Source organism: Bacillus sp. FJAT-27225 (assembly GCF_001685025.1).
Taxonomy (GTDB): domain Bacteria; phylum Bacillota; class Bacilli; order Bacillales; family Cytobacillaceae; genus Bacillus_D.
The window spans coordinates 436,751-449,433 of sequence record NZ_MAYU01000012.1 but is presented as its reverse complement, the minus strand read 5'-3'; the positions used below and the strand labels follow the sequence as shown (position 1 = coordinate 449,433).

The 12,683-nt window shown below is 40.1% G+C and carries 9 protein-coding genes; 4 read left to right on the top strand and 5 right to left on the bottom strand.

Going from position 1 to position 12,683, the window contains the following annotated elements; translation table 11 throughout:
• Nucleotides 1-3: 3 nt before the first annotated feature.
• The 4 genes from A8F94_RS09645 (at nucleotide 4) to A8F94_RS09630 (ending at nucleotide 7,979) form a co-directional block, all read left to right on the top strand.
• Nucleotides 4-1,293 (top strand): UDP-N-acetylglucosamine 2-epimerase, encoded by a 1,290-nt coding sequence (locus A8F94_RS09645; RefSeq protein ID WP_066198991.1) that lies wholly within the window; start codon nucleotides 4-6, stop codon nucleotides 1,291-1,293.
• A gap of 102 nt (nucleotides 1,294-1,395) precedes the next feature.
• On the top strand, nucleotides 1,396-3,264 hold the full coding sequence (locus A8F94_RS09640; RefSeq protein WP_066198989.1) for an ATP-binding cassette domain-containing protein: 1,869 nt from the start codon (nucleotides 1,396-1,398) through the stop codon (nucleotides 3,262-3,264).
• Between the two features lie 32 nt (nucleotides 3,265-3,296).
• Complete coding sequence (locus A8F94_RS09635; RefSeq protein ID WP_066198986.1) at nucleotides 3,297-6,560, top strand: hypothetical protein; 3,264 nt, start codon at nucleotides 3,297-3,299, stop codon at nucleotides 6,558-6,560.
• A 27-nt stretch (nucleotides 6,561-6,587) separates the two neighbouring features.
• A complete protein-coding gene (locus A8F94_RS09630; RefSeq protein ID WP_066198980.1) occupies nucleotides 6,588-7,979 on the top strand; it encodes a hypothetical protein in 1,392 nt (463 codons plus the stop codon).
• Nucleotides 7,980-8,590: 611 nt separating this feature from the next.
• Here the strand turns inward: A8F94_RS09630 and A8F94_RS09625 are convergent.
• The 5 genes from A8F94_RS09625 to A8F94_RS09610 all read right to left on the bottom strand — a co-directional run bounded on the left by A8F94_RS09625 (nucleotide 8,591) and on the right by A8F94_RS09610 (nucleotide 12,670).
• Complete coding sequence (locus tag A8F94_RS09625) at nucleotides 8,591-8,821, bottom strand: hypothetical protein (RefSeq protein WP_066198977.1); 231 nt, start codon at nucleotides 8,819-8,821, stop codon at nucleotides 8,591-8,593.
• A gap of 17 nt (nucleotides 8,822-8,838) precedes the next feature.
• Nucleotides 8,839-9,099 carry a helix-turn-helix domain-containing protein gene (locus A8F94_RS09620; protein WP_066198975.1) on the bottom strand — a complete coding sequence of 87 codons (261 nt, stop codon included), beginning with the start codon at nucleotides 9,097-9,099 and terminating at the stop codon, nucleotides 8,839-8,841.
• Between the two features lie 708 nt (nucleotides 9,100-9,807).
• Complete coding sequence (locus tag A8F94_RS25705; RefSeq protein ID WP_175384386.1) at nucleotides 9,808-9,975, bottom strand: hypothetical protein; 168 nt, start codon at nucleotides 9,973-9,975, stop codon at nucleotides 9,808-9,810.
• Between the two features lie 356 nt (nucleotides 9,976-10,331).
• Entirely contained in the window at nucleotides 10,332-11,342 is a 1,011-nt protein-coding gene (locus tag A8F94_RS09615; protein ID WP_066198974.1) for a proline racemase family protein, read from the bottom strand.
• A 242-nt stretch (nucleotides 11,343-11,584) separates the two neighbouring features.
• Nucleotides 11,585-12,670, bottom strand: a complete 1,086-nt coding sequence (locus A8F94_RS09610) for an ABC transporter ATP-binding protein (protein ID WP_077247632.1) — start codon at nucleotides 12,668-12,670, stop codon at nucleotides 11,585-11,587.
• Nucleotides 12,671-12,683 lie beyond the last annotated feature (13 nt).

Genomic DNA, 12,683 nt, shown 5'->3' with positions numbered 1-12,683 from the left:
ACTATGAAGGTTTTTTTCATTGCGCAGTATAAATATTTGCATTATCAGCCTTATCTCAGGGTGATTAAGGAACTGCGGCGTAAGGGAATACGGGGTTATTTTGTCAACTTGAAAAACATGAATTTCGTGACAAAGTATGATGAAGAAAAATACAACAAAAGCCTCTTCATCCATGATGGCGTGCCGTTTAAGGAAGTCGAACTTTTCGCCAATGAGTTCAGCAACAGTTTTCTGTTGCATCGTTTTTTCCTGCCTTATCTTTTAAAAAAACGAAAACTTGCCGCCATCAGGTTCCTGCAAATTTCCCTTAGCAGATGGAAGCTGTATGGTTTTTTTTTCGTACAAAGGCCAAAGCTGATCGTAATCGGCTCTGATTTGGGCGGTGTCTATATCCGAATCATCCAGGATTGCTGCCGGAAGCTGAATATAAAAGTGTTGATTCTGAATACCCACCCGAACCGGCCAAATATGAAGGATGCCGAGTATTCGATACCGACCCGGAGATTGCAGCTCATCCGTAAGTTTAATCTGGAAAAGACACTCTATTTCCCCAAAAGGACAATCGGTTCTTATTTGCCGAATAGCGCTGTAGCTGTTCCGGGCAAGGTTGTGAAAGAACATCTTGTTAAACAAGGAATCAGCCCGGATCGCATTTTCATAACCGGCAACCCTGTCCATGATGGGGTGTACGAGCTTGTGGCTAATAAAAAGATAAATATTACAAAAGAAAAAGAGCGCCATGGCTTGGACGTATCGAAGAAATTGATCGTCTATTTCTCCAGCCTAGCCAATGAAAAATACGGTGCCGAATACCTTGATTCCCTAAATACACTTATTCATAAGGAATGGGAAGGATCTGGCTCACAGCTTATCATCAAGTTCCATCCGCGTGAAGATGACGAAAGCAAACAGATTTATGTCAATACGTTCGGAACGCAGCATGTTAAGTATGAAGCAAATGAATTTGATTCCATACTCTTGATGGCGATGGCGGACATTGTCATCACCGATACAGGCTCGAGCATCCTGCCCCAGGCGATGCTGCTTCGAAAAAGATGCCTCGTCCTGAATTTGATGAAAGACAACACTCCGTACAAGATTCCTGATGCTTTCCTCGCTTCGAGTGAGGATGAACTGCTTGATAAATTCAGACGTCTGCTTGAAGAAGATGATGGCCCCGATCCAGAGTTACTGGATTCAGTGGTGAAGGAAAACTTTCACCTGTTTGATGGCAAAAGTAGTGAACGCTGTGCAAAACTGATTGCTGAATTGGGATTAAGAAAGGGATTTTAGAGGCTTTTTTGTAGGTTTTTAAAAATTTTGTAACAAGGTGAAAGTCCTTTTCAATAGAGTTTCGAAAACTAAAAGCCCTAACTATAGGGACGGGGATTATGCATGGATACATTATTGAAAAAAATCATCTTCCTGTTGGGAAGAAACAAAATAAAAAGGTTATTGTTCCTGCTTTTGCTTTTGACTATAAGCGTAGTGATGGAAACAGCGAGCCTATTAATGATCTTCCCACTCATGAAGCTTGTAACCCAACCGATCCTGGTTGAAAGCCAGGGTGCAATTGGACTAATCTATAAACTTTTTAATTTCTCAAGCTATAATAGCTTTCTTATCGCGTTATCGATCACGCTCATTTTGCTGCTGACGTTGATTAACGGTTACCGGATTTGGGTTAATGACAAGAGAATTAAATTCCTCAGTAAGGAGCAGGAGCTTCTTTCTTCCTATATGATCAGTTGTTACTTGTCCCAGCCTTATCCGTACTGGCTTAATAAAAACAAGGGCGAGTTGATAAAGTACATCAACTCGGATATTGACATTGTTTTTAATAAAATCATCACTAAGGCGATTGCATTCTGTACGGACCTGCTGTTGGTATTTTTAATCCTTATCATTTTGTTCACTATTAATCCGCTAATGACGTTTGGTATTTTGCTAGTCGGTTCCCTTTTGGGATTCATATACTTGTTCTTCCAGATAAAGAACCAGAAACTATTTGAAGCACAACGGATTCAGAAAGCCAAAATGGTTGATTCATTAAAGCAAATTGCCCAGGCAGGACCAGAAATAAAAGTGGCGGGACAGGAAAGTTATTTTTTACAGGATTTTGTGGTAAACATGGAACGCTATTTGGGAAAGTCCAATATCTACAAATTGTTTCTCCAGATTCCTACAGTCTTCAATCAGACGCTTAGGATATACGGCATCCTCGTCCTGCTGCTGTTTTCGCTAGTAAGCGATTATGATTTCAGTTCGATGCTGCCTTTGCTAATCGTGTACGGAATCGGGTTGCTGCGGATTATCCCCGCGTTCAACCGGTTATTGAAATCTTACTTTGAGATTAAAATGTTCAAGCCATCTCTGGACACTATTCACAAAGAGCTCAACTTTTTAGAAAGGGCAAAGTCCGGCCGAAACCAACGAACAAGAAGGCAACTTTCGATTCCTATCGATTCAGACCAAGAGCAGGATAAAGCCCATTTCAACGGGAATTTTAAGATGATTACAATCAGTGATGTCCATCACTCTAACAAGAGGCCCAAACCAGTAACAATAAAAGCGGCATTGATGAATATTCCAGCCGGAAGCACTGTGGCGATTACCGGCTCTCCAGGTTCAGAAAGTACGATGGTTGGGGAAATCATTGCCGGACTAATCCAACCAGATGGTGGCCGGGTATTGGTGGACAACATTGATATAAAGTACATTTCAAACGGTTGGCGAAATAACGTTGGCTATGTTTCAAAGTCGATTGCGGTATTTAATGATACAATCCGTAGAAACGTTGCTTTTGGAATAAAAGATAGTGTGATTAACGATGTAAGGGTGTGGCGTGTGCTCGAAATGGCAGGCCTGGCGTCTTTTATAAGGGGGTTGCCGAATAAGCTATCTACGACAATCGGTCCAAAAGCCGATTCATTCTCCGATACAGAAGTGGACCCTTCTGGCGAGGAAACGGATGAAATACCTTTTAAAAATGAACAGGTCGGCACTTTAGAATTAACAGCAACGCAAATCCGGCAGCTAGGCCTCGCCAGGGCATTGTACAGCAATCCGGGGGTTGTCATTCTTGATGAAACTACTGCCGGTTTTGACGGCGATACCGAAAAGGCGGTCCTTGAATCGGTGTGGGATAAAACTGTCATCCTTATTACGAGAAAGCCAAGGACAATGGAATATTGTGACTATATTTATGAAGTTGTAGATGGAGAAACAGTACTAAAAGGTAGCCAGCGGGCCCATCAAATATAAAAAAGCAGGCAGGAAGGGTTGGGTAGAATTCAATGTATACATTTATAAAACGTTTACTTCCTAACAGGATCAAACGTTTTATCGGCATATCCATTAACCGATTTTTCCCTAAGAACGACACCGGCGGCAATATGGAGGCCGCAAAACGAATCGAGACGAAAAAGAATAGTGGCAGCTTATTATTCTCGGGACCTGAAATTGAAAAACAAAATTTCGCCATTCTTGTTTCGTCTGTAAACGTCGTTTTGAAAAGGAATGAAAAGGTCCTGTTATTTATTGAAAGGGGCGCCATCAAAAACAATTCGGATTGGCTAATCAATATCCTGGTAAAAAAGACAGCTTTTATTGTTTTTAAATCAAAAAACGATTTCGAGGAATTTATCCAGGCATCCAACTTTACGGTCGAACAAAAAAAACGGGTAACATTTATCCAAAGAATGGCCACCCAGGTGGAAGAAGCAATCAGAGCAAAAGCTAATAGCTACTCAGATTCCATCCTGGAAAACCTTCAATCCTATTTCTCTGGCACTGACATTGCCGAGATTTCCAACGATTTACAATCAATGAAGGCAGCGATATCTGACCGCTTAGTCCCATGGCTGCGTAATGAATATTTCCTTTCCAGCCTCGTTACAGAGAGCGAAATCGATCAAGTCTATTATGTTGGCAACGGTACGATCGCGGCAAATTTGCTAGCGTTCAGACTGCAAAAGGGTTCTAGGATGAAGGCAAGAATCCTTGAACCGAACAGCAGTTGGCTCACAGTCAAATCCGTTGACTTGCTCAACGTGCTGAAGCTTTCCGCCCCTCCACTGGGAAGGACTGCGGTAACACGCTATATGATTGCTGGGGACCGTGAGTTAACAGGCGAATATATAGCCTTGATGGAAACAAAAAAGGATTACGAGGATACTGATTTTGACGAAATGCTCAATCAGCTTGAAAAAGATACAAATAAAAAGCTGTTGTTCATTAGGACAGCGGATAACCACTTGCCGGTGAAGAGTAAAAACGTTGATTTCCTACTGCCAAAAAGCATGCCAGATGACCTTCCTTTGCAAAAGGAATATGCAACTGGATTGGACGTTTCATTGAACAGACTGATTAAAGAAGGTTTTGCGGCAAGTTCACACGAAGGTATAGTAACACTTTACGCGGTTGTAAACTGCAGGAGGGCAATCCACCAAATCCTCAGACAGGGATTTGCCATAAAAAGAGATATCGACAGCGTAGTGAAAAAAGCAAAAATCACCAGTAGGGTTCAAAGGCAAGGCCGCTCGCTATCCCATGATTTCGTCAATCATTATCTGAAAGATGTACCTTCCATTAAAATAAGGAAAAAGACACCTTTTGATAAGGTGCTAAGGGAAGCAAATAACTCGATCAAAGTTCATTCTCTTATTGATTTGGACATCGGGAAAGAAGAGAAAACTTTGCTGTTTATTGAGAGCGGCGCTAGCAAAGCTTCCTACAATTGGGTTCATAGCCTTATGGAACAGGATAATGTACTTTTGGTATTCAAGGCGAAAAGAGACTTTCTTGATTTTTCGGAGAAAAGCAAGCCAAATAAAGACCTGGCAGGGCGCATCCACTATATTCAAGGGATTGATCCGGAACTTGATGAAAAAATTTACGCGATAGGGGACGAGTATGCTGATGCAATTACCAGCCTGTTGCAAAAAAACTTATGTACCAGCGTCTATCATGAATTCGCCAAGACTATTCCATGGGTCAAGGTTAGCGTTTCCGACAGGCTCGTTCCGTTTATCCGAAATGTACACTTCCTTGCCAGTCTTATTAAAAAGAACGGCATCAAAAAATATATCCATGTCGGCACCGACCTGCTTTCAACCAATATCATAACGTTTGTACTACAGCAAAGGTGTAATGTCGAACCTTTCATCCTTGATATAAGTAATAAAAATTGGGGCGAAAAAGTCGATCTATTCGATTTTGCATGGGAGTTATCACAACCGTTAAGAAACAGCCGTATCACATCGTATGATTTTTCGGAACATAGAGAAAAGATGAGTGAAAGTGTACTCTTCGTCGGAAACTTTAAAGACCCGCAGTACCGGGAAACACTGTTACCCATCCTAAACAGATTTACCGGCCGGACGAATAAAGAAGTTTTTGTTATCACCCCTGCGGTAGATGATTTTGATAAAAATAACCTGAACGTTCATTTTCTTACACCATCAGTCCAGATGGACGAGCTGCCGGGGGGAGAAGAGTTTGAACAATTACTCGACGAGTCATTAAACCGATTTATTGAAAGTGGATTCGAACAAAAAACAGGTGAAGGGCTGTTGCGTCTTTATGTTGCCATCAATAACCGTAGGGCCCTATTCCGGGTACTCAGGGAATGCTTTTCGCTGAAAGCTCAGATTGATACATTATCACCAACAAGCAAAATTTCAGCAATCGTTTCCAATCCAGGACGCCTCTGGGTGTCCCAGTTTTTGGTCGGGTACCTACAGCATATACCATCAGTGGAGATAGGTGGGGTTATTTCGAAATCTAGGCGTTATAAAAAGCCTCATTCACATAAATTCCTTGCTATCGATGACTACTCCAAAAGTGTTTATGTCGACTATATGAAAATTGACCCTAGCAATGTGGAAATTGTTGGTTCTCCGCGTATCGATGCGAAACTGGAGGTTATTAGGGGATTTACGCAGTCCGAGAGCCGGATGGAAATTGCCTTCTACGATGACCGCTATAAAATCCTCTGTGTAGCTACCCAGCCATACGGAACTGAGATTATGACCTCAATGGTCACAGTAGCAGCCAAGTTTGTCGTGGAAAATCCCGATTGGTTTTTATTGATAACAATGCACCCGAATGAAACGGTTTCCTACGAAAATGCGTACCAATCAATCCTGAGCTCTTTTGGTATCAGAGACCGAGCAAGCATATCGAGAAAAAATGTTTACCATAACCTAAACGCTTCCGATGCGGTTATTACCTACTTCAGCACAACCGGTCTAGAAGCCTTCTGCCTCGATAAGGCGGTCTTTGCTTTCAGGTCCGCGGATTATCCAACAGTTCCGTTTGATTTATGTGAGTTTGGAGTTGCCCGTCCGTTCATGAGCTCGGAGGACTTAAGCGGCTACCTGTCCGATGGGTTCATACAGGAAAATCTCACGGAAGGGCTGCTTCGTCTTAGGGACGGCCGTTCAGTAGAACGGATTTGCAAGTATATCGAAGGAATGATCGAACAGCAAGAACAACCAGTGAAGTACAATTCTTTCGGCAAAAAGGAAAAAGAGTTAAATACAAGTACTTGTATTTAACCCTTACCTTAGAGGGGACTACTGGAAATGGCCAAGTTTTCAAGCAAAGAGATATTCCAAAAGCTAACTGACATTGAAGAAAGATATAATCTGTTTTCGTATGAAGTAAATGGGATAAAAGTTTGGGAAGTAATGAGGTTCGAAGTCTTCAGGACAGCGATTACTAGCGCCGGACTTCAGGGGCAGCCCCACAACATTTTTTCGCAAAATGTAAAAGCCCATGTCCGCCTGTTTCGATATCTCAAAATCTTATATTGGTCTTTTTCAAAAAACCCATTTATGGGAAACTATACAAAAGAGATCCTGGTCTTTGACAGCCCCAGGAAAGTTCTGATAAACGGGCAGTTCCAGGATAGGTTCACGAACGATTTATTGGAATCCTTTAATGAAACCAACTATGAAGTGCTCGAACGGCACTTTTTGGGACAGCACTTGGGGACAAACAAAAAAAACAGAAAGTATCTGGACATCTTCAAGCTGTATGAAATGATTTTTGAAAGGAAGTACAACACAATCTTACATCACAGTGTGGACTTTTTGGATAAAGCGGAGGAAGCAATTAAGGAAGAAATCGGCATCGGAATGAATTTAAAGGAAATTTGCTGCAAAAAAATACGCACCTTTATGATTTACTTCACTTTGTACGACAAGCTTTTCCGCAAGCGGCGACCGAAGAAAATTTACCTGCTTGTTTCTTACTCGAATCATCCGTTAATCGCTGCTGCGAAAGCGAACAATATTCAGGTAATAGAGCTGCAGCATGGAGTCATCAGCCGTTACAACCCGGCCTACACCTTCCCATATTCTAAACAGAAGCTCGAATACTTTCCGGATCTGTTATACGTTTTTGGCCAGTATTGGAAGGCAAGTGCTGATTATCCGATTCCTCTAAGCAATATCAAGGTCACCGGTTATCCGTTTCTCGGTAGTCAGATGGAGGAGCTTAAAGGGACACCCAAAAAGAAATACCAAATCCTGTTCCTATCTCAGGGAACGATTGGCCACGAGCTTTCGGTGTACGCTCACCAGTTGGCAAAGATACTACCGGACTATGAAATTGTCTACAAGCTGCATCCTGGCGAGTACGGAAGATGGCAAAACTATGATTATTTAGTCAAAGCGAAAGAATTGAAAAATTTTAGCTTAATTGAGGAAGATAACGATCCTCTTCATATTTTGCTAGCCGAATCAGAATTTCAGGTCGGCGTCAGTTCATTCGCAATCTTTGAAGGACTCGCCTATAATTGCAAAACCATCCTGATGGATCTCTCCGGCATCGAACATATGGAATTTCTGCTCGACAACCAGTTGGTGATGCTCGCTTCAAACAGTACGGAACTAGCTGATCGGATTGAAAACTTTCAGGCGAAAGTAATGAATAAATCTTTCTTTTTTCAAAATATCATTGATAATGAGTAAGATATACAAAGGAACTGTTTAAAAAGTTTTGGAACTTAGTTTTAGTCCAGGTGCCTGTCACTCCCCGGTTTTTCGAGTTTCACAGATTGATTGTTCCACAGTCTGTGTGTAAATTGAATGGAGTAGATAGGTTGAGTGATAGGAAGAAAACCCACTAGGCAGTTGGAGCTTGGGCTGGGTTTCTGTATGCCAGAGAGGAAGCAGAGTGGGGACGGTTCTGGGTTTGCCGGTTGGCAAATTCGGTACCGTCCCTTGTTTCCTTTGGAAGGTAACCAGGATTGAGGGTTATAACGACTCACTTGGAGGGACAGTGATAAATAAGGCGATTTGGCACTTACACTTGGGGTTGAAATCCAGTGCCTGTCACTCCTCGAATTTTCTTTTTTCATAGAAATTGTTTCACAAAATATAGATTCGGAAAATTCGAATGAAAAAGGCATTGTTGAATGAATAAGTTCATTATGCCTTTTGTTTTTGAAGCAGCAAGAGCGAATGATCAAGATGGTACCCCGTTATGACGGTTTCTATATGATGATTCTTATAATCCTTTCACGCTAGAAGATTTCTGTTTCATTTTATTTCTCAGCATGAATTTTACCAATTTATGAAGTTCATCTTTCGGAGTAGAGAGGATGATTGATTTTATATATTCTATTTTCCAAGACAACATTGTGAACGATATACGCATTGTTTTTTATTTTTATCATGCTATTTGTTAATGCATATTCTTTAATGATCCAGCTTTCGATTGTGTTGGTTTCATAATTGTTGACCAATTTGAGATAGTGCTGAAGTCTGTTAATTTCCTGTTCTGCCTGGCTAACTGTGATTGGTTTCCACATCGTTCTGCTCCAAGTATTTAATTGTTTTCATTCGGTTCACTGGAACCTTTCGTGTCTCCTCGTAACAGCCATACAGGATTGACGCCCAAGATCTCTGCTATATAATTCAACTCATAATCACGTACCCCGCGGACACCTCTTTCAATTTCAGAGATATCCGACTGAGTCAATTTCAAGTGAAATTCAATATCAAGAGCAGCAGATAAATCTACCTGATCGAGATTCGCTCTCTTCCTTGCAATCCTAATTCTAGATCCACTAATATTAGCCCTCTCCATCAAATCGTCCTTTAATTTCTTGATAAATTAAAGGTAAGAAAAATGGATTTTTCTGTAGACGATTTTCGGCTATACAAAGATGTGCAGGCTTTTATTTTTGTCCTGGCATGGGTGCCTGTCGCTTCTCGATTTTCCTTGTTTCACGGGAAGTGTGCCACGGAGTATTACGTCAATGGATAAGATGACATAAATGAATATAGCCATTAATTTGTGCCAAGCTTGCCATGTTTTTGGTCCACTTCTGACTAGCTATTGTTCCACCTCTGCCATCTTTTTTACCACGCTTTGACAGGGAGTTTACCAGCCTCTCCTTGGATATTAACAGACATCATTAAGATCACAGGGATAGCGTTGAATCAACGGTCCGCCATCCTTAACTATACTCTTGTCCGTGTAGTGGCATGAATGCAGGTTAGCTCAAACAAAAGACCAGAGGCTTACCTGCAACTAATACTAACAAGGACAACTTCCCCTTCATCGACTTATAAGAAGTATACGTTTCAATCAATGCAAGCAGCTGCGCTTTGGTTCTGATTCTCTTTTTTTAAAGCGGTTGTTCCATTATAGGCTTCCAACTATGCAAATGTCGGCTCGTTTTTCCGCAATAGATGGCCCAAAACTCCGCATAAGTGGTTCGATTCAACTGCAATACCTAAATGTTCAGTGATACGATTCCATCTCCAATTCTTGCAGCTCCTCAAAGTACAACTACATGAATTTGTTCTCAAGGATTCCGTAATAATAGGCGAATGGGTTGCCGATGAAACTGTTTGACTTCAATTTACCGATAAGCTGCCTGAATGCATTGATTGCCATTTCGATGATTGTGTCGGGTTCGTTTTCTTTGTTGTTCCGGTAGGCAGCAATTCTTGCCATAGCACTCCTCAATGGTCTTTGCGGATGGGAAAAAGGATTGGACAAGCAGGTGTAAGCGTCAAATAAAATTGAAATTTTTTGCTTATTTTTTTTGAACAGTTTTCTCACCAAAAATGGAGGGCAATGAACTATATACTATTTCTATAATATTTACCTTGAAGAAGTAACAGATTTAATGGGATAAGGATTTATCATCTGTATAAGGACCAGCCCATTAGGAATTGACAAGTATCAACATTATAAAGAAATACTCGATGGACGTATATAATATTCCAAGTTTAAAATTATTTTACAAAAAAGCGAAGAGTCGATCTTAACTTGTTAGATCGCTCTTCGCTTGAAAATTTATAGTAATATTAATCTACAATAAATCCGTGTTTAAATGGATCGTTTGGATCAATTAAAATATTTTGGAATCCAGTAATAAAGGCCGATCCAGTTATTTCTGTAATAACTGCATCTCTATCACCGAGCTGTATCCGTTCAGTAGCTTTTCCTATAAATTTGCCACCAACAAATCCTTCGCAGATTACTTCTTCATTTAAATCTAATTCATTTCTTCCAACCATTCTCGCAACCATAGCTGTTGTCCCAGTACCGCCAGGTGATCGGTCAGCTTGCTGTTCACTAAACATATGAACATTCTTATAAGTTGCTTCGGGATAAAGCTGAGGCTTTCCGTAAAAAGTTACAATATCAATATAGTTAATAAAGGGTTTAGTAGGATGTTGTACTTTTAACTGTTCATTTACATGCTGTTTAATAATTTTCGCCATTGCTTTAAGTTTTGTTCCATTGGAAACATGAATTTCTTCATTTAACTGTTCAATATTCACCCATGCAAAATAGTTACCACCGAAACTAATATCTACTGTAATTTCCCCAAGCTCCCCAGCATCTATTACAACATCCCTTTGTTCAAGGAAGCCTGGAACATTTGTAAAAGTTACTGACTCTACACGACCATTTTCTACTTTAACTCGGGGGTAAACGAGGCCTGCAGGTGTTTCTAAAACAAGTTCAGTTACTGGGCCTTTTACTTCCACTAATCCAGTTTCAACTATTGCAGTTGCTACCCCTATAGTTGCATGCCCACACATATTTAAGAAGTTTGTATTATCCATATAAATGACTCCAAAGTCAACATCATCTCGAAGAGGGGGTAACAATACTGCCCCAAACATATCACGATGGCCACGAGGCTCTTGAATGAGGGAGTTACGGAACCATTCATAATGTTCTGCCATATAATCTCTTTGCTCAGCTACAGTATTTCCTTTAAGTTTTAATAATCCGCCATTAATAATTCTTGTAGGTTCTCCAAAAGTATGGGTTTCGATAGTTTGAACGACATTTGTAAAATTCAATTTAAAATATCTCCTTATATTCAATTTACTAGGTTATTAACCTAGGATATATAACATTATACTTGTAACAAAATGTCATTCCGATTGGTACTCCGTAAAGGAAAAAGACGGGCTACAAAAAGCCTCAAGATAGATCCATATAGAGTCATCGGAACACTTTGGGGAAGGACACTTTCTCCGAAGAAAACTTAGCTTATGTTACTGCCGCCGAAAAACTTGGGGAGTAAACCTTTTCCTTCAATTTAGAGTACTCTAACCAAGTCTTTCCTAACACTCAAGCAAATACTGCTTTCAGTTAAGTAATCCAAAATTTCCATATCAGGTAGATTGATAATAATTTCCTGAGAACCTGATAGACACTCAATTACTCTTTTTGAACCAACAAAATGAACATTTTTAATATTTGCATCAAATGAAATGTGGTCTGAAGGTAGGGAATTATTTGTTATTTTCAAGTGTTCAGGTCGAATTACAAGTTTTTTATTTGATGTACTAATTTGCGGAAACTCTTTGATTATATTTTCTTTATTTTTGTTGTGTAATAAATCTACATCTATTACGTTAGTTTCACCGATAAAATCAGCAACAAATAAGGATTTGGGATTGCTATAAATTTGTTCGGGAGTATCAATTTGTTCAATTCTCCCACTGTTCATAACTGCAATACGGTCTGACATGATTAAAGCTTCCTCTTGATCATGAGTGACGTATATAAATGTAATCTTAAATTGTTCATGAAGCTTTTTTAATTCGAACTGCATTTTTTTTCTAAGCTTTAAATCTAGTGCCCCGAGTGGTTCATCAAGGAGCAACACCCTGGGCTTGTTCACCAAGGCTCTAGCTAATGCAGCTCTTTGCTGCTGACCGCCAGACAGTTGCCTTGGGTATTTATTTTTGTGGTGTTCCAATCCCATAATTTCAATCATTTTATTTGTTTCGCTGTTAATTTGAGCTTTTGATATTTTCTTTTGCTTTAGTCCAAAAGCGATATTATGAAAGATGCTTAAATGGGGAAACAAAGCATAGTTTTGAAAAACTGTATTAACTGGACGGTGATTAGGTGGTAACTTACCTGTTTCTTTACCGTCAATTTTTATGCTTCCTTTACTGGGTAATTCAAAACCGCCAATCATTCGAAGAGTGGTAGTCTTACCGCACCCACTGGGACCAAGAAGGGAAAGGAACTCCCCTTCTTTTATTCTTAGAGAAATGTTATCTACTGCAATTGCCTGATTATATTTTTTAGTCACCTCATTAAACTCAATTATGCTATTTTTTTCTTCGGTCTCATGTATGGTACGGGTTTTTGCTAAAGGAACCGCTGTCATGTTTGAAACCTCC